Annotated in this window: 19 protein-coding genes; 12 read left to right on the top strand and 7 right to left on the bottom strand. The window is 73.6% G+C overall.

Annotation, left to right across the window (positions count from 1 at the left end; all coding sequences use genetic code 11):
* Positions 1 to 87: 87 nt before the first annotated feature.
* Positions 88 to 762: a TetR/AcrR family transcriptional regulator gene (locus OG514_RS34820; protein ID WP_266901596.1), complete on the top strand. Its 675-nt coding sequence runs from the start codon at positions 88 to 90 to the stop codon at positions 760 to 762.
* On the opposite strand, the gene OG514_RS34815 is transcribed toward OG514_RS34820, so the two are convergent.
* On the bottom strand, positions 726 to 1,532 hold the full coding sequence (locus tag OG514_RS34815) for a class II aldolase/adducin family protein (RefSeq protein WP_266901594.1): 807 nt from the start codon (positions 1,530 to 1,532) through the stop codon (positions 726 to 728). The two genes, OG514_RS34820 and OG514_RS34815, sit on opposite strands and share 37 nt — an antisense overlap.
* A gap of 96 nt (positions 1,533 to 1,628) precedes the next feature.
* Positions 1,629 to 2,474 (bottom strand): DUF3626 domain-containing protein, encoded by an 846-nt coding sequence (locus OG514_RS34810; RefSeq protein WP_266901592.1) that lies wholly within the window; start codon positions 2,472 to 2,474, stop codon positions 1,629 to 1,631.
* A gap of 137 nt (positions 2,475 to 2,611) precedes the next feature.
* On the opposite strand from OG514_RS34810, the gene OG514_RS34805 reads away from it, so the two are divergent.
* Positions 2,612 to 3,295, top strand: coding sequence for a ThuA domain-containing protein (locus tag OG514_RS34805; RefSeq protein WP_266901590.1), 684 nt, complete (start codon positions 2,612 to 2,614; stop codon positions 3,293 to 3,295).
* A gap of 177 nt (positions 3,296 to 3,472) precedes the next feature.
* Positions 3,473 to 4,870 carry an NADP-dependent succinic semialdehyde dehydrogenase gene (locus OG514_RS34800; RefSeq protein WP_266901588.1) on the top strand — a complete coding sequence of 466 codons (1,398 nt, stop codon included), beginning with the start codon at positions 3,473 to 3,475 and terminating at the stop codon, positions 4,868 to 4,870.
* 190 nt (positions 4,871 to 5,060) lie between these two features.
* Here the strand turns inward: OG514_RS34800 and OG514_RS34795 are convergent, their stop codons facing one another.
* Positions 5,061 to 6,086 carry a PHP domain-containing protein gene (locus OG514_RS34795; protein WP_266901586.1) on the bottom strand — a complete coding sequence of 342 codons (1,026 nt, stop codon included), beginning with the start codon at positions 6,084 to 6,086 and terminating at the stop codon, positions 5,061 to 5,063.
* An 11-nt stretch (positions 6,087 to 6,097) separates the two neighbouring features.
* Positions 6,098 to 8,182: a SpoIIE family protein phosphatase gene (locus tag OG514_RS34790; protein ID WP_266901584.1), complete on the bottom strand. Its 2,085-nt coding sequence runs from the start codon at positions 8,180 to 8,182 to the stop codon at positions 6,098 to 6,100.
* 126 nt (positions 8,183 to 8,308) lie between these two features.
* Here OG514_RS34790 and OG514_RS34785 point away from each other — a divergent pair, with 126 nt between their 5' ends.
* Positions 8,309 to 11,674, top strand: a complete 3,366-nt coding sequence (locus OG514_RS34785; protein WP_266901582.1) for a BTAD domain-containing putative transcriptional regulator — start codon at positions 8,309 to 8,311, stop codon at positions 11,672 to 11,674.
* Between the two features lie 15 nt (positions 11,675 to 11,689).
* Here OG514_RS34785 and OG514_RS34780 read toward each other — a convergent pair whose 3' ends face one another.
* Both OG514_RS34780 and OG514_RS34775 read right to left on the bottom strand, forming a co-directional pair.
* Complete coding sequence (locus OG514_RS34780; protein ID WP_266901580.1) at positions 11,690 to 11,953, bottom strand: hypothetical protein; 264 nt, start codon at positions 11,951 to 11,953, stop codon at positions 11,690 to 11,692.
* A gap of 68 nt (positions 11,954 to 12,021) precedes the next feature.
* Positions 12,022 to 12,918: a siderophore-interacting protein gene (locus OG514_RS34775; protein ID WP_266901578.1), complete on the bottom strand. Its 897-nt coding sequence runs from the start codon at positions 12,916 to 12,918 to the stop codon at positions 12,022 to 12,024.
* Between the two features lie 208 nt (positions 12,919 to 13,126).
* Between OG514_RS34775 and OG514_RS34770 the strand changes: the two genes are divergently transcribed.
* A complete protein-coding gene (locus OG514_RS34770) occupies positions 13,127 to 13,327 on the top strand; it encodes a hypothetical protein (RefSeq protein ID WP_030314702.1) in 201 nt (66 codons plus the stop codon).
* Positions 13,328 to 13,546: 219 nt separating this feature from the next.
* Positions 13,547 to 14,737 (top strand): acyl-CoA dehydrogenase family protein, encoded by a 1,191-nt coding sequence (locus tag OG514_RS34765; RefSeq protein WP_266901574.1) that lies wholly within the window; start codon positions 13,547 to 13,549, stop codon positions 14,735 to 14,737.
* Between the two features lie 55 nt (positions 14,738 to 14,792).
* On the opposite strand, the gene OG514_RS34760 is transcribed toward OG514_RS34765, so the two are convergent.
* Positions 14,793 to 15,230, bottom strand: coding sequence for a type II toxin-antitoxin system Phd/YefM family antitoxin (locus tag OG514_RS34760; protein ID WP_266901572.1), 438 nt, complete (start codon positions 15,228 to 15,230; stop codon positions 14,793 to 14,795).
* 51 nt (positions 15,231 to 15,281) lie between these two features.
* Between OG514_RS34760 and OG514_RS34755 the strand changes: the two genes are divergently transcribed.
* The 6 genes from OG514_RS34755 to OG514_RS34730 all read left to right on the top strand — a co-directional run bounded on the left by OG514_RS34755 (position 15,282) and on the right by OG514_RS34730 (position 22,788).
* Positions 15,282 to 15,446 (top strand): hypothetical protein, encoded by a 165-nt coding sequence (locus tag OG514_RS34755; RefSeq protein ID WP_266901569.1) that lies wholly within the window; start codon positions 15,282 to 15,284, stop codon positions 15,444 to 15,446.
* Between the two features lie 22 nt (positions 15,447 to 15,468).
* Complete coding sequence (locus OG514_RS34750; RefSeq protein WP_266901567.1) at positions 15,469 to 16,377, top strand: oxygenase MpaB family protein; 909 nt, start codon at positions 15,469 to 15,471, stop codon at positions 16,375 to 16,377.
* Positions 16,359 to 18,617 carry a serine/threonine-protein kinase gene (locus OG514_RS34745; RefSeq protein WP_266901565.1) on the top strand — a complete coding sequence of 753 codons (2,259 nt, stop codon included), beginning with the start codon at positions 16,359 to 16,361 and terminating at the stop codon, positions 18,615 to 18,617. The genes OG514_RS34750 and OG514_RS34745 overlap by 19 nt, the downstream gene beginning before the upstream one ends.
* 103 nt (positions 18,618 to 18,720) lie before the next feature.
* Positions 18,721 to 20,289, top strand: coding sequence for an NAD(P)/FAD-dependent oxidoreductase (locus OG514_RS34740; RefSeq protein ID WP_266901563.1), 1,569 nt, complete (start codon positions 18,721 to 18,723; stop codon positions 20,287 to 20,289).
* A gap of 261 nt (positions 20,290 to 20,550) precedes the next feature.
* Positions 20,551 to 21,585, top strand: coding sequence for an L-threonine 3-dehydrogenase (tdh, locus tag OG514_RS34735; protein ID WP_266902283.1), 1,035 nt, complete (start codon positions 20,551 to 20,553; stop codon positions 21,583 to 21,585).
* A 3-nt stretch (positions 21,586 to 21,588) separates the two neighbouring features.
* Complete coding sequence (locus OG514_RS34730) at positions 21,589 to 22,788, top strand: glycine C-acetyltransferase (RefSeq protein ID WP_266901561.1); 1,200 nt, start codon at positions 21,589 to 21,591, stop codon at positions 22,786 to 22,788.
* Positions 22,789 to 22,802: the final 14 nt, after the last annotated feature.

The raw sequence follows: 22,802 nt of genomic DNA, 5'->3' as shown, positions 1-22,802 counted from the left end.
CCGGTCCTCATCCGTGCCCGGGATGGCGCCGCCGGTAAGGTGGGCGTCCGCCGCAGGACGCGGCCCAGGACCGAGGAGGAAGCACCCGTGCCGAAAGGTGTCACCAGGCGGCGGCCCCGTACCCGCGCGGCGCTTCTGAAGGCCGCTCTGGAGACCTTCGCCGAGCACGGCTTCCACGCCACGACCATCGAGCAGATCTGTGAGCGCGCCGGATACACGCGGGGCGCGTACTACTCGAACTTCGCCAGCAAGGAAGAACTCTTCCTCGCCCTCTTCGACGAGCACAGCGACCGGACCGTGGGGCGGCTCGCCGATTCGATCGACGCGCTGACCGCGGAGGAGTACACGCTGGCCCGCCTTGCGGAGCTCGCCGCCCGTGTCGAACCGGACGAGCGGGACTGGTACCTGGTCACCACCGAGTTCACCCTGCACGCGATCCGCGACCCTCAGGCCGCGTGGGTGCTCGCGCGCCACGACGCGCGGCTGCGGGCCGAGATCGCCCGCGGGCTCACCCTCGTGCTGCACCGGGCCGGACGCGAACTGACCGTGGACGCCGACCGGTTCGCGCGGCTCCTCATCGCTCTGCGCGAGGGCGGACTCGCGCAGAGCTACGTGGAGCCGACGGAACTGCCGCCGGGGAGTCTGGAGCGGCAGTTCCTCGCCCCGCTCCTGGAGGCGTCGACGCGGGAGATCCCCGGCGGCGACACCGGTACGGGGAGTGCGGGTCAGTCGAAGAGGTCCGGGTCGGACGCCGTGATCTGATCCCAGAGCGGGCGCGCCTGGAACCAGCCGGCCAGATGGCTGCCTGTCTGGCCCCGCGTGAGGAGCGCGGTCTCCCGGTCGATGTGCTGCGGCGTGCCCGCCGCCATCGCCAGGAGCTGCGCCTGGCAGGAACGCTCCATGGTGACGAACCACCACACCGCCTCGGCGACGGAATGGCCGACGGTCAGCAGGCCGTGGTTCTTGAGGATGACGGCCTTGTGGTCGCCGAGGGCCCTGGCGACGCGCTCGCCCTCCTCGGTCTCGTTGACCACACCCCGGTAGTCGTCGTAGATCCCGTGGTCCTCGAAGAACGCGCAGGCGTCCTGGGTGATCGGGTCGAGCGGGATGCCGAGGCTGGAGAAGGCCTTGCCGTGCAGAGAGTGCGAATGCGCGGCGGCGATCGCGTCGGGTCGGGCGGCATGGACCCGCGAGTGGATGACGAACGCCGCCCGGTTCACGGGCCTGCGCCCCTCCAGTACGGTCCCCTCGTGGTCCACCAGGATCAGGTCGGAGGCCTTGATCTGACCGAAGCTCATCCCGAAGGGGTTGACCCAGAAGGCGTTCGGGTCGCCGGGGTCGCGGACGGTGATGTGCCCGGCGACCCCCTCCGAGAAGCCGAACCTCCCGAAGATCCGGAACCCGGCGGCGAGTTGCTCCTTGCGGTACCGGCGCTCCTCCTCGACGGAGTCGAAGGTCGGCGGCATCGGCAGGACGACTCCTTCGGGCAAGGGCCCGACGGCGGCGGCGAGCGCGGGCGGAACGGTGCTCATGACGGCTCCTCGGTGAGCGGGTGGGGCGCGGCCCGCCAAAAGATACAGAGATGTATCCGATGCGACAATGGATCGAGGCGCTGGGGAAACGGCCCGTCAGGCGTCCGGCGCCCCGAACCGGGCCACGTAGTGCCAGACCTTCTTGACGTCCTGCGGGTCGTACCGCCCCGAAGCCGCCCCCTCCTGCACGATCCGGGGGTCGAGCCGGCCGTCGACCGCGATCCGGGCGGCCAGTTCCACGTACTCGGGGCCCCGGAAGGCGGGATGCCGCCGCAGCTCCTCGACGGAGACGCGGAAACCGCCGTGCCATTCGACGGGGCACGGCAGTCGCCGGGCCGCCGCCTCCACCTCCGTGCCCCGATGGCTCGGGTCCAGGACCAGCGCCTCGACATCGTGGCCGATCAGCACCGGGCCGTGGACCTGCGCCTCGATGTAGTCGTCGAGCGGGTCCTTGTCGTCGGCCGCGGCGAGCGCGATCAGGGGCATCCGGGCCGCGACGCCGAAGTCGACGGGCTCCAGGAAGCTGTCCGGATAGCAGAAGGTCGCCCGGTCCAGGGCGGCGGCCGTGAGTCGCAGATGGGCGGAGCCGAAGCGGGGAGCCGCACCGAAGGTGCGGCGGCGGAAATCGAGGGCGCCGTAGACCGGACGGGCGTCCGGCGGGGCCTCGTCGTACGTTCCGCCGAAGATGCGGCTCTCCCAGCGCCAGCGGTCGCCGCCCGGGCGGGCGGTGAGCCCGCCGTTGCTCGTTCCGGTGACGAACTGGGACCGGTAGACCCCCTCGTCGGCCAGTCGGTCGAGGAAGTGCGGGTGGAAGTTGAGGGTGACGCGGAGAGCGGGGTCGATCGCCTCGCCGGTGGAACGGGCCGCCACATGGGCGAGGGCCCGCCGTGCGTGTGGGTGCGGGTGCGGGTGGGGGTGCGCCGTGGCGTGGCTCTGTGTCATCGGGGCAGTGTGGCGGAGGGCCGAGGGTTGCGGCCCGGGGTTTTCGGTGGCTACGGTCGACCTCGTACGGAAAGCGCTTACCCCCTTGCCTTGTTCGCCGTCCCCCATCCGTCGCCACCGTCCCCTGGAGTCCTCGCGTGCCCACCCCGGACGTCCTGATCTACACCCGCACCACGGGCTACCGCCACGACTCGATCCCCGACGGGGCCGAGGCGCTCACGGAGCTGGCGCACGACCTCGGGCGGAAGGCGGAGGTGACGGACGACCCGGAGGCGTTCACCCCCGGGCGCCTGGCCGAGTGCGCCGTCGTCGTCCTGCTCTCCACGACCGGGAACGTCCTGACGCCCGAGGGGCGCGCCGCCTTCGAGGCGTACCTGCGGGGCGGCGGCGCCCTCCTCGCCGTGCACGCGGCGGCCAACGCCGAACCGGACTGGCCCTTCTACGGCGAGCTGCTCGGCACCCGCTTCGACGGCCACCCCGAGATCCAGCCGGGCATCGTCCTCGTCGACGACCACGACCACCCGGCGACCGCCCCGCTCCCGGACCGCTGGTCCTGGACCGACGAGTGGTACAACTTCACGTCCGACCCGCGTGGCAGCGGAGAGTCCGGTGTACGCGTCCTCGCCCGGGCCGACGAGTCCTCGTACCGGGGCGGCACCCACGGTGACGACCACCCGCTCGTCTGGTGCCGGGAGGTGGACCGGGGCCGCGCCTTCTTCACCGCGCTCGGCCACGCTTCGGAGACGTACCGCGACCCGGCCTTCCGTGCCCACCTCTCCGGCGCCCTGACCTGGCTCGCTCCGCTCCCTGATCCGGCCTGACCGACAGGACACCCCTGGCCCTCCCGTTCCCGGGCATCGGAGTATGGAAGTACCGGAGTACTGGAACACCGGGGCCGTGGGGTCACCCGGGTCACCCCACCGCCCCGCCCCCGGTTGCGCCGCGCACCGCTTCGCGGAAGGTTGCAGACGGGGGCCGATGGCAGGAGGAGGCACGTCATGGGCATCGCCACCGTGAACCCCGCGACCGGCGAGACGCTGCGCGTCTACGAGGCGCACGGGCCTCAGGAGGTCGAGCGGCGGATCGCCGCCGCTCACGAGGCGTACCGCCAGTACCGCACCACCTCCTTCGCCGAGCGCGCCCGCCTCCTGCGTGCCGCGGCCACGCTCCTCGACGAGGACACCGACGACATCGCGCACACCATGACCGTCGAGATGGGCAAGCCGATCGCCGCCGCCCGCGCGGAGGCCGGAAAGTGCGCCAAGGCCATGCGCTGGTACGCCCGTAACGCCGAGGCACTGCTCGCCGACGAGCACCCGGCGGAGAGCGACGTCCAGGACTCCGGCGCGGACACGGCCCGCGTCCACTACCGGCCCCTCGGCCCCGTCCTCGCCGTCATGCCGTGGAACTTCCCGCTCTGGCAGGTGATCCGGTTCGCCGCGCCCGCGCTCATGGCGGGCAACACCGGCCTCCTCAAGCACGCCTCCAACGTGCCGCAGACCGCGCTCTACCTGGGCGACCTCTTCCGGCGCGCCGGCTTCCCCGAGGGCTGTTTCCAGACCCTTCTCATCGGCTCCGGCGACGTCGAGCGCGTCCTGCGGGACCCCAGGGTCGTCGCCGCCACCCTCACCGGCAGCGAACCCGCCGGCCGGGCCGTGGCCGCCGTCGCGGGAGACGAGGTGAAGAAGACCGTCCTGGAACTCGGCGGCAGCGACCCGTTCGTCGTCATGCCCTCCGCGGACATCGTGGGGGCCGTGAAGACCGCCGTCACCGCGCGCGTGCAGAACAACGGGCAGTCCTGCATCGCGGCTAAGCGGTTCATCGTCCACCAGGACGTGTACGACGACTTCTCCGAGCGCTTCACGGCCGCCATGAACGCCCTGACCGTCGGGGATCCCCTCGACGAGTCCACCGACGTCGGCCCGCTCGCCACCGAGCAGGGCAGGACCGACCTGGAGGCGCTCGTGGACGACGCGGTCCGGCGGGGTGCCACCGCCCTGTGCGGCGGCCGCCGTCCCGAGAACCCGGAGCTCGCGAACGGCTGGTACTACCGACCCACCGTACTCGTCGGCATCACCCCGGAGATGCGGATCCACCAGGAGGAGACCTTCGGGCCGGTGGCCACCGTCTACCCGGTCCGCGACATCGACGAGGCCGTGGCCGTCGCCAACGACTCCCCGTTCGGGCTCAGTTCCAACGTCTGGACCCGGTCCCCGGAGGACATCGCCTTCTTCGTCCGCGACCTGGAGGCCGGCGGCGTGTTCGTCAACGGCATGACGGCCTCGCACCCGGCCCTCCCCTTCGGCGGGATCAAACGCTCCGGATACGGCCGCGAGCTCTCCGGCCACGGCATCCGCGAGTTCTGCAACACGACGACCGTCTGGCAGCGCGCATGACCACCGGCCCACCCGCCGGGGCCCTCAGTTCGCGCGGGTCAGCGTCATGATCCAGTTTGTCTCACCATGCCGAGGCCGTCCAGCAGCCGCCGTACGTCGGAGTAGGCCTGGGTGAGCAGGCGCGGGGCCGTGCCCGGGGTGCCCGGCGGGCAGGGGCGGGCCGACGGTCACAGAGTTACCCGGCCGCCCCTCAGGTCCGCGTCCACTCCGACAGCCGGTCCGCCGGCCAGGTGTTGATCACCCGTTCCTCCGGCACTCCGCACTCCTCCGCCCGCGCGCAGCCGAGGATCTGCCACTCCAGCTGGCCGGGCGCGTGGGCGTCCGTGTCCACCGCGAAGTACGTGCCGGCCGCCACCGCGAGCCGCAGCAGCCGCCGGGGCGGATCGAGCCGTTCCGGGCGGCTGTTGATCTCGACGGCGGTGCCCGAATCGGCGCACGCGGCGAACACCCGCTCCGCGTCGAACTCCGACTCCGGCCGCAGCCGCCCGCCCGCCACCAGACGGCCCGTGCAGTGCCCGAGGACGTCCATCAGCGGGTTGCGGACGGCCCGTTCGAGACGGCGGGTCATCGCCTTCGCGTCCATCCGGAGCTTCGAGTGGGCCGAACCGACCACCAGGTCCAGACGGTCGAGCAGCTCGGGCTCCTGGTCGAGCGAACCGTCCTCCAGGATGTCGCACTCGATGCCGGTGAGCAGGCGGAAGGGCGCCCACTCCCCGTTCAGCCGCGACACCACGTCCAGTTGTTCCCGCAGCCGCTCCGGCGACAGGCCCCGGGCCACCGTGAGCCGGGGCGAATGGTCGGTGAGCACCGCCCACTCGTGGCCCAGGGCCGCCGCCGCACGGCCCATGTCCTCGATCGTGGCGCCGCCGTCGGACCAGTCCGAGTGGAGGTGGCAGTCACCGCGCAGGGCCGCGCGGAGCGCCTCGCCCCCGCTCGTGGGCTCGGCGGTCCGCAGGGACTTCTCGAGTTCCTCCTCAAGGCCCGCCAGGTACTCCGGGACCCGTCCGTCGAGCGCCTCGCGCACCACCGCCGCCGTCTTCGGCCCGAGCCCCTTCACGGACTCCAGGGTTCCGGCCGCCGCGCGCCGGGCCGCCTCGCCCTCGGGCAGGGCCGCGACCGCGCCGGCGGCCGTACGGAAGGCCCGGGCCCGGTACCCCGGCGCCTGGGCCCGCTCAAGGAGGAACGCGATCCGGTTCAGGGCTGCCACGGGATCCATGACGTCCCTCCTCAGGAACCGTTCGCGGCGGAGTCGGCCGTCACCGCCGCGGGACCGATCTCGCACCACACCGCCTTGCCCTCGCCGCGCGGCTCGACGCCCCACCGGGACGCCAGCGCGTCGAGCAGCAGCAGCCCGCGCCCCGAGGTGGCGGCCTCCCCGGGGGTGCGCCGCCGGGGCCAGGCGCTGGACCGGTCCTGCACCGAAAGCCGTACCCGCCGCACCGGTTCGGGCAGCACCTCCAGGGTCAGCACCGCGCCGCCCTCGGTGTGCAGCAGCACGTTCACCAGCAGCTCGCCCGTCAACAGCTCGGCGTCGTCGGCCAGTTCCGGCATGCCCCAGTCGTGCAGGGCCTGCCCCACGGCCGCGCGCGCGTCCGACAGGCCCTGCGGATCGGCCTGGTGGATGTACTGGTGGATGCGCGGTGCGCGGGGCGTGCCCGGGTCAGGGCTGCGCCGCAGGACCAGGAGCGCCACGTCGTCGCCGGAGCCCCAGCGCTCCCACAGGCGCTCGGAGAGGTGGTCGGCGAGCGCCTCCGCCTGCGGCGGGCCGCTGCTGATCGCCTCCGAGAGCGTGGCGAGACCGGTCTCGATGTCTGAGCCGGGCTGCTCGACGAGTCCGTCCGTGTAGAGCACGAGCGTCTCCCCGGGCACGAGGTCGAGCCGCGTCTCGGGGAACTCCTCGTCCCCGAACACGGTCGCCAGCCCCAGCGGCAGCCCCCCGCGCAGTTTGGGCTGCCCGACCCGGCCGTCGGCGTGCCGGATCAGGGGCCCGAGATGCCCGGCCCGTACGGCACGCAGTGTGCCGCTCCCCAGGTCCACCTGCGCGTACGTGCAGGTGGCGAAGCGGTTGGTGTCCAGCTCGGCGAGGAACCGAGAAGCACGGGCCAGCACGGTCGAGGGGGCGTGGCCCTCGCCCGCGTACGCGCGCAGGGCGATCCTCAGCTGCCCCATGATGGCGGCGGCGTGGGTGTCGTGCCCCTGGACGTCGCCCACGACGATCCCGACCCGGCCCCGGGGCAGCGCGATCACGTCGTACCAGTCGCCGCCGACCTGCCGCCCGCTCCAGGCCGCGTGGTAGCGCACGGCGATCTCGCCGCCCGTGATGACGGGGATCCGGCGCGGCAGCATCGTCGCCTGGAGTCCGGTCGCCAGCTCCCGCTCCTCGTCGAAGAGGGTGGCCCGCTGGAGGGACTGGGCGACGATCGCCGCGAGTCCGAGCGAAAGGTTGCGCTCGTCGGCGTTGAACGAGGTACGGCCCCGGTAGAACAGCGCCATGCCACCGAGGGAACGCGCCTGCGCCACCAGCGGCAGATAGCAGGCCGCCCGGAATCGGAGCCGCTCCAGGTACGGGGCGAGCTCGGGGAAGTCCCGCCCGAGCGACGGGAACGAGGACACGAACCGGGGCCGTCCGCTCAGCACCGCCTCGGCCAGGGGCATCCCCCTGTCGAGGCGCCGGATCCGGAAATCGTTGAGCACGTCGAGGGACTCGCCGCTCAGCGCGATGATGTTGAGCGAGCCGTTCTCGACGAGTGCGAGCGCCAGACCGTCCGCGCCGAGCCGGGCGAGCCCGCCGGGACCGGTCAGGGCGGCCGTCACGTCGTCCACCGTCACCGCGCGCGACAGCGCGTGCGTCGTCCGCTCGACGATGTTCGTCTGGACCTCGCGCCGCTTCTCCAGTTCCTGGACGAAGGCGAAGCGCGTGACCTCGGCGGTCGTGTCCCGCACGACGCCGAGGATCCGTCGTGCCCGTCCGTCCGGCGAGCGCAGGATCCGTGCCTGCACATGCGTCCAGTGGGGTGGTCCGTCGTCCTGAGGGATGGGGAAGTGCGCGGTGTACGAGACCTCGCCGCTGGTGACCGCCTGCCGTACGACGTCTTCCAGCCGGGCCCGCTCGTCGGGGGCCAGCCGGGCGATCAGCGTCACCGGGCGGCCGTCGTAGGCGTCCGGGGCAAGCCCGAAGACCAGCAGCCCGGACTCGTCGACATCGATGGTGCCCGTGTCGAGATCCCAGTCGAAGCTGCCGGTCCGGTTCATGGCGAGCCACTCGGCGGGCCCGATCTCGCCATTGCGCGTATGCCGGTCTTCATCGGTCATCCTCCCCATTGTCGAACCCGCACCCCTCCGACGCCATGGCGATGACACGGCGTGGCGCGAGTTCGCCTTCGCGCCCCGCACGGAAATGCCGGTGAGGCCCCGTGTCCGACGGGGCAGAATGGGCCGGTGCAGCCGCCCTACCGTGTTCTCGGTCCGTGTCAGGCCTTCCGTACCGACGACGGGACGGAGGCCGCCCTGAGCGGAGCCAGGCTCCGCTCGCTGCTCACCGCGCTCGCCGCGGCCGGCGGGCGCGCGGTGGGCACGCGCGCGTTGATCGACCAGGTGTGGGGCGACGCCGACCGGGCGGACGACCAGGACCAGGACCGTACGGCGGCGCTCCAGGCCCTCGTCGGGCGCCTGCGCCGGGCCGTGGGCCGGGACGCCGTCGTCTCGGCGCCAGGCGGCGGCTACCGGCTGGCAGCCGACCCGGACGACATCGATCTCCACCGCTTCGAACGGCTCGCCGCCGACGGCTCCGCCGCCCTCGGCGCCGGGGACCCTGCGCGTGCCGCCGCCCTCCTCGACGAGGCCCTCGGGCTCTGGCGCGGGCCCGCCCTGGCGGATCTGCCCGGCCGCGACACCGACCCCCTGGTCGTACGGGTCGAGCAGCGCCACGCACAGGCGCGACGCGACCGGCTCGCCGCCGACCTGGCCCAGGGGCGGGCCGGCGAGACCCTCGCGCCCCTCGCCGGGCTGGCGGCCGGACAGCCGCTCGACGAACCCCTCCAGGCGCTGCGGATCCGCGCCCTGCGCGCGGCCGGGCGGCCCGCCGAGGCCCTGGCCGCGTACGAGGAGGTGCGGACGAGCCTCGCCGACCGGCTGGGCACGGACCCGGGACCCGAACTGCGCGCCCTGTTCGCCGAACTCCTGACGGACGGGACGGACGGGACGGACGAGATGCCCGAGACGCCCGCGCCTTCATCGGCCGACGCCCGCCGCGCCCTGCCGAAGCTGCCCAGGAGGGGACCGACGGCCGCTCTCCCCGCCCGGCTCACCTCGTTCATCGGCCGCGCCGACGAGCTGGCCGCGCTCGCCACCGAGTGGGGCGACCGGCGGCTCGTCACCCTCACGGGCCCGGGAGGTGTCGGCAAGACCCGGCTCGCCCTGGAGGCGGCCGAGACGTACAAGGACGGCCCCGTCCACCTTGCGGAACTCGCCGCCGTACGGGAGGAGTCCACGGTCGCCGCAGCCGTCCTCAGCGCGCTCGGCGCCCGCGAGACCCACCTCTGGCACCGCCCGTCGGTCCCTGGGGCGGGCCCGGAGGACCCGTTCGCCGAGCTGGTCGAGCACTGCGTGGGGCGGCGGATGCTGTTGGTGCTCGACAACTGCGAGCACGTGGTCGCCGCGGCGGCCGAGCTCGCGCAGGCGCTTCTCACTCGCTGCCCCGGAGTGACCGTCCTCGCGACGAGTCGGGAGCCGTTGGGGGTGCCGGGGGAGGTGGTGCGGCCGTTGGGGCCGTTGTCGATGGGGATGGCGTTGCGGTTGTTGGGGGAGCGGGGTGGGGCGGCGCGTCCGGGTTTTGTGGTGGCGGAGGATGTGGGGGCGGCGGAGGAGGTGTGTCGTCGTCTGGACGGGTTGCCGTTGGCGATCGAGTTGGCGGCGGCGCGGTTGCGGTTGTTGTCGGTGGGGCAGATCGCGGAGCGTCTTGACGACCGGTTCCGGTTGTTGACGTCGGGGGCGCGGACGGTGTTGCCGCGTCAGCAGACTCTGCGGGCGGTGGTGGACTGGTCGTGGGATTTGCTGGAGGGGCCGGAGCGGGCGGTGCTGCGGCGGCTGGCGGTGTTCACGGGCGGGGCGGATCTGTCGGCGGCGGAGGCGGTGTGTGCGGACGGTGGTGGTCCGGAGGTGCTGGACCTGCTGGGTGCTCTGGTGGACAAGTCGTTGGTGGTGGCGGGGCCGGGGCGGGACGGTGAGGGGATGCGGTTCCGGTTGCTGGAGACGGTGGCGGAGTACGCGGGGGAGCGTCTTGAGGAGTCCGGGGAGCGGGCCGCGACCGAGCGGCGTCATCTCACGTACTACCGGGAACTCGCCCGCACCACCGACCCCGAACTGCGCGGGGCCGGGCAGGTCGCTGCCACCGCCCGCCTGGAGCGCGAGCACGACAACCTGCGCGGTGCCCTGCGGACGGCGGTCGCGCTCGGCGAGGAGCAGGAGGTGCTCTGCCTCGTCCACTCCCTCAGCTGGTTCTGGCAGCTGCGCAACCACCAGGTCGACGCCAGGACCTGGACCCTGGAGGCCTGCCGGCTGGGCCCCGACCCGTTCCAGGAGCCGGTCCGTCCCGCCGAACCGCTCGACGGCCGGTGTACGGACGTCCCGCCGCCGTGGACCGGCGAGCGGCTCCGGGAGGCCCGGCGCGGCGGCCGGCTCTACGCGCTCGCCACCCAGGGCGGCCGGGGCGCCACCGCGCTCGAACGCCCCGAGGCCCGCGCCCGGCTCGCCGCGCTGGTCTCCGCGTACCGCCCCGGCCTCCCGCAGACCTGCCGGCAGCCGGGGACGATGTGGCACTTCGCCCGCCTCATGATCGGGGACTTCTCCACCCTCGACGAGCCCCTCACGGCGATCGTCGACGCCTGCCGCGACCTTGCCCCCGGCTGGGACCTGGGCTTCGCCCTCCTCGTACGGGCCAAGCTCGGTGTCCACGGGCCGGGCGACGCCGCCGAGGCGCTCGCCCTCTTCGAGGCGGCCGGGGACTCCTGGGGCATCGCGGAGTCCCTCGCCGCCCGGGGCGGGGCCTATGAGCGCGCGGGGCGGCTCGCCGAGGCCGCCGACGACTTCGAGCGGGCCACGGACGCCGCCGCCCGCGTCGGCGCGCACTCCCAGGTGCCCCTCTTCACCGCGCGCCTGGCGGCCGCACGGCTCCGGCTCCGGCCGGAGGGGGACGCCGCGGCCGAACAGCTGCTCGCCGAGGCCGCCGACGCGGCGGGGGAGTGGGGCGCCGAGGCGGCCGGCTCGGCACGGCTGCTGCTCACCCAGCACTACGGCCACACCGGCCGCACCGGCCTCGCCCGTGCGCAGCTCTCCCTCTTGGAGGGTGAGTTCGGCGATGTGACCCCGGGGCTCTTCTGGGGTCTCGCCGGCGGGGCCTGGGCCTGGCTCGACTGCCTCGACGGCGCCTACGACCGGGCCGTGGAACGGCTGGCGCGCGCCGTCGAGGATGTGGAGACCCTCGCCCACCTGGTCGCCCCGTACCTGCTCGTCGCCCAGTTCGCGACGGCCGCATGGGCGCTCGGCGGGCGGGGCGGGCCGGGCGACGCCGAGACCGGGGCGCGGCTCCTCGGCGCGTACGACGCCCACGCCGGCTCCGACACGGACGGCGGCTTCCGCCCGTTCACGCGCGAGACGGAGGCCCTCATCAGGGTGCGAGCCGAGGAATCCCTCCGGGTGGCGCTCTCCGCGGAGTCGTACGCCCGCCGCTACGAGGAGGGCGCAGGGCTCGGCCTCCGTACGGCCTCGGGGCTCGTCCGGCATCCCGGGGAGGGGCCGGCCTCCTGACCCGCCGGGAGGCCGTCAGCCCAGCCAGTGGTGCCAGCGGGCAGAGGGCGGCTCGCAGCGGCCTGAGTCGACCAGGTCCTGGTAGGCGCGTTCGTCCAACTCCTCCCAGGTGACCGCCTCGCCGTTCTCGGAGAGGGGCTGTCCGTCGGCGCCGGCGAACGCGGCGACGGTGACCTCGCAGTCAGGAGGACGGACGGACTGGGTGGCGTACCACCCGAACGCTGCGACGGCGAGGACGCAGCAGGCCGACAGGATCCGGGCGAGAGGACGGGGTTTCACCCGCCGCATCGTAGGACACCCGTTCGACCTCGCCCTCGGGGGCGGCCGCCCGTCACCCGCGCCACGGATCAGCCGGCCGCGAGCCGTTCCCGCGCCTCCGTGAGGTCCTCGGGCGTCGGCGCGTCGTCCTGGGTGAGTCGGCGGCGCCAGTACCCGGCGAAGTGCACCGAGCGCCGGTCGATGCCCCGCTCCTCCACGAAGTGGCGCCGGAGCGCCCGTACGGCCGAGGCTTCGCCCGCCAGCCAGACGTAGGGCCGCCCGTCCGGCAGCGGCTCGGCCCGCAGGGCGTCGACCGCCGAGGTGTCGCCGTACAGCGGGCGTACGGTCAGGGCACCGGCCGTGGGCAGGGGCGGGACCTCGGCCGCGTCCGATACCTGGACGTAGGCGACGGCCCGCTGTCCCGGCGGCAGCGCGGCCACGACGGTGGCGAGCGCGGGCAGCGCGCAGGCATCCGCGTACAGCAGCGTCCCGTCACCCGCGCCCGGATCGACGGGCATCGCGAAGGCGGCGGACGGACCGAACATGCTCACCGCGTCCCCGGGCCGCGCGGACCGCGCCCAGCGGGTCGCGGGCCCCTCATCGCAGGAGTCTTCCCGGGTGCCCGCTGCGCCCATGTCTCCGTCCCCGTGGAGGAGGAAGTCGATGTCGACGGTCCCGGCGGCCGGGTCATGGGCCCGGACGGTGTAGCTCCGCATCCACGGCCGCTCGGCCTCGGGGAGCGCCGAGTAGGCGGCGTACCAGCGCATCACGTCTCCGTCGAGGTCAGGGACCGGCAGGACGGGCTCGGCCTGCCCCGGACGGGGGAAGAACAGCTTCACCTGCTGATCGGGCCCGGCGAGCGCGAAGCCGGCGAGGGAGGGGCCGCCGAGGGTGACCCGCCGCATGCGGGGGGTGAGGGGGCGGGCGGCGACCACCCGCAGGCGCCGCAGGGGCAGGGGCAGGGGCGCGGACTCGGGCGGGGTCATCGGGGCTCCTCGTGGCGGGCGGCTGTGTGTGCACCCAGCCTCGGGGGCACCGTCGACATGGGACCGACACGACGCCGACGCGGGAGTGGGGAGGCGGGGAGACGCCCTCGGATCAGCCCCCGGATGAGCCCCGGGATGTGCTCCCGGATGCGCTCCCGGTGGCCGGACACGAGAATGGCGAGTGCCGGAAGAACACGTAGGAGGCGGCATGAACGCTGAGCCCGACAAGACGTCCCTGGGGGACTTCCCGACGCCCGACCGGCTGCTGCATTCCGGGTCGGAGGGCGAGTTCACGGCCGAGGACCTGGTTCTCGCCTCCGGCCGTGACGTGACTCCGAAGACCCTCGCCTGGGCGGAACGCCGTATGGCGGAGAAGGGTCGCGCCTCCATGGACGAGCTATTGCCGTAGGCCGCCCTGGCCCGGGCACCCGCCCGATCCGCGAAATCCTCCCCTCAGTACCCCGTCGGCCCCGGTTCGGCAGCCTCGAACCGGGGCCGCGGGCTGTCCGGACCCGCCCCGAGGCTTCCGCATTTGTGGAACACGTTCTACCGTGGCCGCCGTCGCGCGTCGCACCGCCCGGAGGACGCCGAGGACGCCGCAGGACCGCCGCCACGGAAGGCCGCCGCCATGCACCTCGAATACACGCCCGCCCAGAACAGCCTGCGCGCCGAACTGCGTGCGTACTTCGCCGAGCTGGTCCCGGACGACGTCCACACCCGCTACGCGGACCCGGCCGCCCAGAAGCGCTTCTACCGGGAGACCGTGCGGCGGCTTGGCGCCGACGGCTGGCTCGGGGTCGGCTGGCCGACCGAGTACGGCGGACGCGGGCTGACCCCCATGGAGCAGTTCATCTTCTTCGACGAGGCCGCGCAGGCGGGCGTACCCCTGCCGCTCATGGCGCTGAACACGGTCGGACCGACGATCATGCGGTTCGGCACCGACGAGCAGAAGGCGTACTTCCTGCCCGGGATCCTCTCCGGCGAGATCGACTTCGCGATCGGCTACAGCGAACCCGACGCCGGGACCGACCTCGCGGCCCTGAAGACCCGCGCGGTACGGGAGGGGGACGAGGTCACCGGCACGTACACGGTGAACGGCCAGAAGATCTGGACCACGAACGGCGACACCGCCGACTGGGTCTGGCTCGCGGTCCGCACCGACCCGGACGCCCCGCCGCACAAGGGCATCACGATGCTGCTCGTCCCGACGAGCGACCCCGGGTACTCCTGCACCATCATCAACACCCTCGCCTCGCACGACACCACCGCCAGTTACTACGACAACGTCCGGGTCCCCGCCTCACGACGGGTGGGGGAGGAGAACAAGGGCTGGCGCCTCATCACCAACCAGCTCAACCACGAGCGCGTCACCCTCGCCGCCCACGGCACGATGGCGATCCGCGCGCTCCACGACGTCCAGCGCTGGGCCGCCGCCACCCCGCTCACCGACGGCCGGCGCGTCATCGACCTGCCCTGGGTCCGCCGCACCCTGGCCCGCACCCACGCCCGGCTGGACGCGATGAAACTCCTCAACTGGCAGATGGTGAACGCCGTCCAGCACGGCACCCTCACCCCCCAGGACGCCTCCGCCGTCAAGGTCTACGGCTCCGAGGCCCGCCGCGACGCCTACGCGGCCCTCATGGAGGTCGTCGGCGCCGCGGGCGCCCTCAAGGAGGGCTCGGCGGGCGCGGTCCTCCACGGCGAACTGGAACGCGGCTACCGCTCGGCCGTCATCTTCACCTTCGGTGGCGGCAACAACGAGATCCAGCGCGAGATCATCTCCTGGATCGGCCTGGGCATGCCCCGCGTCCGACGGTAGGACGTGTGCGTCCGGCCTCTCCAGGGCTCGGCTCCTCTCCCGGACGCCACTCCCCTCAGGGCTGCTCTCCGACGGGCGGCTGCCGGGCGAGGAACTCCTCGAACGCCGCCAGCTGTTTCGGGTCCATGTACCCCTGGCGTCCGTGGCGTGCCCACTCCTCCAGCCGGTCGAGTTCAGCGGCGGACCGGAGTTCGGCCACCACCGCGCGGTCCCGTGTGAATGTCATCCGCACTCCGTCCGCGTGCGCGTACCGCACGTAGGAGCCCTGCTGCTCCGGCCCCGGTGGGTGCTCCGGCGCCGCGTCCTGTCGAGGCAGCGGGGCTCCGCGGCCCCGCCGGGCCCAGTATTCGAGGTCGGCCAGTTCGGCCGCCGGGAGGAGCACGCGCGGCGGCTCGTCGTTCACGGTGACGCCCACGCGCTCGCCCGTCTCCTCGACCAGGGCGACGTAGCCCCCGAAGTCCTGGACAAGGTCCGTCAGTTCGACACTGTTCATGCGTCGGACGCTACCGGCCGTCCGTCATCGGCCGGGGAAAGCCTCCGCGCCGTGAGAGTGCGGCCGCACGTCCACCCCGGCGGCATCCACGCCGGCGAACTGCTCGCCCCCGACGCCGAACTCACCCGGCGCATCACCGGCTACCGCGCGAACGCCCTCGACCGGGCCCTCAGCCCCCCGTCCGCACCCGGGGCGACGCGTCGCGGCGTAGCCTGAACGGCATGAGCGAGGACGCTTCATGAGTGCCGACCCGGGGCTTTTCGGCCCCCGTTCCGTGACCTGGCAGATGCACAGCGACCCGGTCATGTGGATCGCGGGCGTCCGGGCGCTGTGGCTGCAGGCGCTGCATCCCGTCGCCGTGCGCGGCGTCATGATCAACAGCAGCTTCCGGGAGGATCCCTGGGGACGGCTCATGCGGACCGCGAACTTCGTCGGGACCCTCAGCTACGGGACCGCCGAGGCCGCCGAGGCGGCCGGGGCCCGGGTGCGCCGGATCCACCGGCGGCTCGGCGTGGACGACCCCGAGCTGCTCCTCTGGGTGCACTGCGCCGAGACCGACTCGTACCTTTCGGTCGCCCGCCGCTCCGGCATCCCGCTGACCGACGCCCAGGCCGACCAATACATCGACGAGCACCGCACCTCGGCGCGGCTCGTCGGGCTCGACCCGGCCACCGTTCCCGGGTCCACCGCCGGACTCGCCGCCTACTTCGACGACATACGGCCCCGGCTCGCCGCCGGGGCGGACGCCCGCACCGTCGAGGACTTCCTGCGCCGGCCGCCCGTGAAACCCGCGCTCGTACCGGCGCGCGAGGTGATCTGGCGGCGCGTCACGGCGCTCGCGTACGACACTCTGCCTCCCTACGCCCACGCGCTCTACGGCCGCCCCGCCCCGCCGCCGGAGACCGTCACCCACCGGCTCGTCGCCACGGCCAACCTGCTCCGCTGCGTCCCCGCCCGGCTGCGCTGGCGGCTGCCGCCCCGGCACATCCTCCGCGCCATGGACCGGCTCGGCCCGGAGACGAGACCCGACCCATACACGTACCCCGCCCCGTACCCACTGTCCGAACCGGCGTCCATACTGGAGGGGCCGGGGAAGGCGCGGGAAATCGACGGGGGCGGCAGCACACGATGGGGGACTCGAGACTGATCCAGGGCCGGTACCGCCTGCACGAGGTCATCGGTCGCGGGGGCATGGGCGAGGTGTGGCGTGCCACCGACGAGGCACTCGGGCGCGGAGTCGCCGTGAAATGCCTCAAACCGATCGGGCCGCAGCAGGACCCCCAGGTCGTCACCGTGGTCCGTGAGCGGTTCCGGCGCGAGGCCCGGGTGGCCGCCGCGCTCCAGCACCGGGGCATCACCGTCGTGCACGACTTCGGCGAGTACGAGGGCGTGCTCTTCCTCGTCATGGAGCTCCTGGAGGGGCGTAACCTCAGCCAGCTCCTCGCCGCCAACGCCCAGCACCCGCTGCCCGTCCACGACGTCGTCGAGATCGCGGACCAGGTCGCCGACGCCCTGGCCTACACCCACCGCCACGGGATCGTGCACCGCGACCTGAAGCCCGCGAACATCATGCGGCTACGGGACGGGACGGTGAAGATCTGCGACTTCGGAATAGCGCGCCTCGGCGCCGACATGGGCTTCACGTCCAAGCTCACCGGGACCGGCATCGCCATGGGCACGCCCCACTACATGTCGCCCGAGCAGATCGGCGGCGGCGAGGTCGACCACCGCAGCGACCTCTACTCGCTGGGGTGCGTGCTCTACGAACTCGCCACCGGAGTCCCGCCCTTCGACCTCGGCGACTCCTGGGCGATCCTCATCGGACACCGGGACACCGTGCCGAGTCCGCCGCGCGCCCACCGCGCCGAACTCCCGGACTACTTCGACCGGATCGTCGTCGATCTGCTCGCCAAGGTGCCCGAGGAGCGGCCGGCCGACGCGGGCGACCTGCGCCGCCGGATCGTCACGGGGCGGGTCTCGCCGTCCCTGCCCGGCACCACCGCCGTCGGCCCCGCCCACCCCGGGGCCACCGTCGTTCCCGGTCCCGGCCCCAGCGCCGGTACGCCCGCCCCCGCGCCCGCGTGGGTCCGGGCCATCACCGGCGGGCACCGGCCCGCCGATGCCGCCACCGTGCCGCGCCCGGTCGCCCACGACCCCGCCGCGGCCGTGCTCACCACGGAGTGGACGACCGCCACCACCACCGGGACGACGGCCGCGCCCGCACACGAGGTGCCCGCCCCGCCTCGGGTCGCCCCCTCCGCGGAGCTGATCGCGGTGCTCGCCGGCCGGTACCGGGCGGGCATGGGCCTGGGCCGCCTCGGCCGCTGGGACGAGGCCGAGTCGGTGCACCGGTCCGTCGCCGAGCACCGTGCGGCGGTCCTCGGCGAGGACCACCCCGACACCCTGGCCAGCCACTACGAGGTCGGCTTCGCCCTCGCCCGGCTCGACCGCCCTGCCGACGCCCTGCGCGCCTTCGACCGGGTCGCCGCGACCCGCGCCCGGGTCCTCGGCGAGGACCACTCCGACACCCTCGCGGCCCGGCAGGAGCGGGCGTACGCGCTCGGCCGCCTCGGACGGCACCCCGAGGCGTACGAGGTGTACGTGACCGTGCTCGCCGCACGCGAGCGCACCGTGGGCCCCGACCACCCCGACACCCTCCGCTGCCGGCACAACCTCGCCTTCACGCTCTGCCGTCTGGGCCGCCTGGAGGAGTCGCACCGTACGGCGCACGAGGTGGCCGAGGCGCGGGCCCGGCTCCTCGGCGAGGACCATCCCGACACCCTCGTGACCCGGCAGGAAGTGGCGTACACGCTCGGGCGGCTGGGGCGGGGCGAGGAGTCGCTCGCCCAGTACCGTGCGGTCGCCGACGCGCGCGCCGCGGCCCTCGGCGCCGACCACCCGGACACCCTCGCAGCCCGCTACGAGACCGGCGTCTGCCTCGGCCGGCTCGGACAGGCAGCGGACGCCCTGGACGTCTGCCAGGACCTCGTCGCCGCCCGCACCCGCGCGCAGGGCGCCGACGGTCCCGAGACCCTCCGCGCCCGGCACGCGCTCGCCGTCAACCTCGGCCGGCTCGGCCGCTGGCCGGAGGCGCTCGCCGAGTCCGAGAGCGTCCAGGCGCACCGGGCGAGGGTCCTCGGGCCGGAGCACCCCGACACCCTCCTGAGCCGCCGCGAGGCCGCTGTCGCCTGTGGTCGCCTCGGCCGCTGGGAGGAGGCGCTCGCGTCCCACCACGCGGTCGCCGTCGCCCGTACCCGCCTCCTCGGCCCCGCCCACCCCGACACCCTCGCGGCGCTCGACGACGAGGCCCACTGCCTGGAGCGTCTGGGCCGTCACGCCGAGGCCGCGGCCCTCCATCTGAGGGCGGCCACCCCGCCGCCGGCCTGATCGTCCGGCACGGCGGGGCGGACGGCCGGGACAGGTCCCCCGGCCGTACGACGACGGGCGGCGGTGGTCTTCCCCGGCCGCCGCCTCCGTGTGAGCATGAGCCATGACTGCCCCTGACCTGCTCCCGGGCGCCCGGCCCGCCGCCCGTTCGTACGACGCCGTCATCGTCGGCGGCGGCCACAACGGCCTCGTCGCCGCCGCCTACCTGGCCCGTGCCGGACGTTCCGTCCTCGTCCTGGAGCGGCTCGGCTCCACCGGCGGGGCCGCCGTGTCCACCCGGCCCTTCGCCGGGGTCGACGCGCGGCTCTCCCGGTACTCGTACCTCGTCTCGCTCCTCCCGGAGAAGATCGTGCGCGAGCTCGGGCTGCGGTTCGCCGTACGGAAACGGTCCGTCTCCTCGTACACCCCGAAGGGCGACGGCGGCCTCCTCGTCGGCGGCGGCCCCGACCGCACCCGCGCCTCCTTCGCCGCCCTCACCGGCTCCGACCGCGAGTACGAGGCCTGGCAGGCCTTCTACGAGCGCACCGCCCGCGCCGCCCGCCGTATCTTCCCCACCCTCACCGAGCCGCTCCCCACCCGCGCCGCGCTCCGCGCCCGCGTGGACGACGCCGACACCTGGCGGATGCTCTTCGAGGACCCCCTGGGCGTCACCGTCGAGCGGGAGTTCGCCGACGACCTGGTCCGCGGCGTCGTCCTCACCGACGCCCTCATCGGCACCTTCGCCGACGCCCACGACCCGGCGCTGCTCCAGAACCGCTGCTTCCTCTACCACGTCATCGGCGGCGGCACCGGCGACTGGGACGTGCCCGTCGGCGGCATGGGCGCCCTCACCGACGCCCTCGCCGACGCGGCCCGCGCCGCCGGGGCCCACATCCTCACCGGTCACGAGGCCACCCGGATCGAGACCGACGGGCAGCGGGCCGCGATCACCTTCCGCACCGCCGACGGGGAGGGCACCGTCGAGGCGGGCCACGTCCTCGTCAACGCCTCACCCCGCGACCTCGCCGCCCTCCTCGGCCAGGCACCCCCGCCCGCCCCGGAAGGCGCCCAGCTCAAGGTCAACATGCTGCTGACCCGACTGCCGAAGCTCCGCGACCGCTCCGTCGACCCGCACGAGGCCTTCGCCGGCACCTTCCACATCGCCGAGGGGTACGGCCAGCTCGCCACCGCCCACGCCGAGGCCGCCGCCGGCCGGCTGCCCTCCGCCCCGCCCTCCGAGATCTACTGCCACTCCCTCACCGACCCCACGATCCTCGGCCCCGACCTGGCCGCCTCGGGCCACCACACCCTCACCCTGTTCGGGCTGTACACCCCCGCCCGGCTGTTCGCCGCCGACAACGACGGCACCCGCGCCGCGCTCCTCAAGGCCACCCTCGACCAGCTCGACGCCCACCTGGACGAGCCGATCGCCGACTGCCTCGCCCTCGACGCGGACGGCCGCCCCTGCATCGAGGCGAAGACCCCGCTCGACCTCGAACGCGAACTGCGCCTTCCCGGCGGCCACATCTTCCACCGCGACCTGTCCTTCCCGTACGCGGAGGAGGGCGGGGGCCGCTGGGGCGTCGAGACCGAGCACGCCAACGTGCTGCTGTGCGGCGCGGGCGCGGTCCGGGGCGGGGGAGTGAGCGGCGTCCCCGGCCACAACGCGGCGATGGCGGCACTGGGCCACTGACAGGACTCCGGCACGGGCCGCCCGACACGGGACGTCATCGCGTTCTCCCGGGCGGCCCTCCCCGATGGTGGCCTCTCCGTTCGGCCGCGTTGACCTCGCTCCGCCCCCGCCTGTGGTGTGAAGCTGATCTGCGAGCGCGCTTAAGAAATCCTCGATGGACCGCGAGCGCTCCGTACGGAAGATTCTCTTCCAGGGATCTTGGGCGCGCAGTCGTGCCCGTACCCCGCACATCACAGGACACGCACGTCGGGAGCCGTGGCATTGAAGGCGTTGGTCAAGCTGAAGGCGGAGCCGGGACTCTGGCTCACGGACGTGCCCGAGCCGGAGACCGGCCCCGGAGACGTGCTCATCAAGGTCAAGCGGACCGGTATCTGCGGCACCGACCTGCACATCCGCTCCTGGGACGGCTGGGCGCAGAAGACGATCACCACGCCCCTGACCGTCGGCCACGAGTTCGTCGGCGAGGTCGTCTCCGTCGGCCGTGACGTCGCCGACATCAACGTCGGCGACCTGGTCAGCGGAGAGGGCCACCTCGTCTGCGGCAAGTGCCGCAACTGTCTGGCCGGCCGCCGCCACCTCTGCCGCGCCACCATCGGCCTCGGCGTCGGCCGGGACGGCGCGTTCGCCGAGTACGTGGCGCTGCCCGCGTCCAACGTGTGGGTGCACCGCGTCCCCGTCGACCTCGACATCGCCGCGATCTTCGACCCCTTCGGCAACGCCGTGCACACCGCGCTGTCCTTCCCGCTCGTCGGCGAGGACGTCCTCGTCACCGGCGCGGGCCCGATCGGCATCATGGCCGCCGCCGTCGCCAGGCACGCCGGCGCCCGCAGCGTCATGATCACCGACGTCAGCGAGGAGCGCCTCGCCCTGGCGCGCAAGACGGGCGTCACCCTCGCCCTCAACGTCGCCGAGCACACCATCGCCGACGGCCAGCGCACCCTCGGGCTCAAGGAGGGCTTCGACGTCGGCCTGGAGATGTCCGGCAACCCGCGCGCGATGCGCGACATGGTCGCCAACATGACCCACGGCGGCAAGATCGCCATGCTGGGCCTGCCCAGCGAGGACTTCGCCGTGGACTGGGCGAAGATCGTCACCTCCATGATCACGATCAAGGGCATCTACGGCCGCGAGATGTTCGAGACCTGGTACGCGATGTCGGTGCTCCTGGAGGGCGGACTCGACCTCTCGCCCGTCGTCACCGGACGCTACGCGTACACCGACTTCGAGGCCGCCTTCGACGACGCGGCCTCCGGCAAGAGCGGCAAGATCATCCTCGACTGGACTGCGGGAGCCTGACCCATGTTCGATTCCGTACGCGACGACATCCGTGCCACCCTCGAAGAGATCCGGCAGGCCGGGCTCCACAAGCCCGAGCGGGTCATCGGCACCCCCCAGTCGGCCACCGTCGCCGTCACCTCGGGCGGCCGCCCCGGCGAGGTGCTCAACTTCTGCGCCAACAACTACCTCGGCCTCGCCGACCACCCCGAGGTGATCGCCGCCGCCCACGAGGCGCTCGACCGCTGGGGCTACGGCATGGCGTCCGTCCGCTTCATCTGCGGCACGCAGGAGGTGCACAAGGAGCTTGAGGCGCGCCTCTCGTCCTTCCTCGGCCAGGAGGACACGATCCTCTACTCCTCCTGCTTCGACGCCAACGGCGGAGTCTTCGAGACGATCCTCGGCCCCGAGGACGCCGTCATCTCCGACGCCCTCAACCACGCCTCGATCATCGACGGCATCCGCCTCTCCAAGGCCCGCCGCTTCCGCTACGCCAACCGCGACATGGCCGACCTGGAGCAGCAGCTCAAGGAGGCCACGGAGGGCGGCGCCCGGCGCAAGCTCATCGTCACCGACGGCGTCTTCTCCATGGACGGCTACGTTGCCCCGCTCGGGGAGATCTGCGACCTGGCCGAGCGCTACGACGCCATGGTCATGGTCGACGACTCGCACGCCGTCGGCTTCGTCGGCCCCGGCGGCCGCGGCACCCCCGAGCTGCACGGCGTCATGGACCGCGTCGACATCATCACCGGCACCCTCGGCAAGGCCCTCGGCGGTGCCTCCGGCGGTTACGTCGCCGCCCGCGCCGAGATCGTCGCCCTGCTGCGCCAGCGCTCCCGCCCGTACCTCTTCTCGAACACCCTCGCCCCGGTGATCGCCGCCGCCTCCCTCAAGGTCCTCGACCTGCTGGAGTCCGCCGGTGACCTCCGCGACCGGCTGCGCGCCAACACCGAGCTGTTCCGGACCCGGATGACGGCGGAGGGCTTCGACATCCTCCCCGGCGACCACGCCATCGCCCCCGTCATGATCGGCGACGCGTCCGAGGCCGGCCGCATGGCCGAGCTGCTCCTGGAGCGCGGGGTGTACGTGATCGGCTTCTCGTACCCGGTCGTGCCGCAGGGCAAGGCCCGCATCCGTGTCCAGCTCTCCGCCGCCCACTCCACGGAGGACGTGAACCGGGCCGTCGACGCCTTCGTCGACGCCCGCGCGGCCCTGCGGGGCTGAGGCGGGAGCGGGCC

Source organism: Streptomyces sp. NBC_00572 (genome assembly GCF_026341815.1).
Lineage (GTDB): Bacteria > Actinomycetota > Actinomycetes > Streptomycetales > Streptomycetaceae > Streptomyces.
This window is presented reverse-complemented; position numbering and strand designations above follow the sequence as displayed.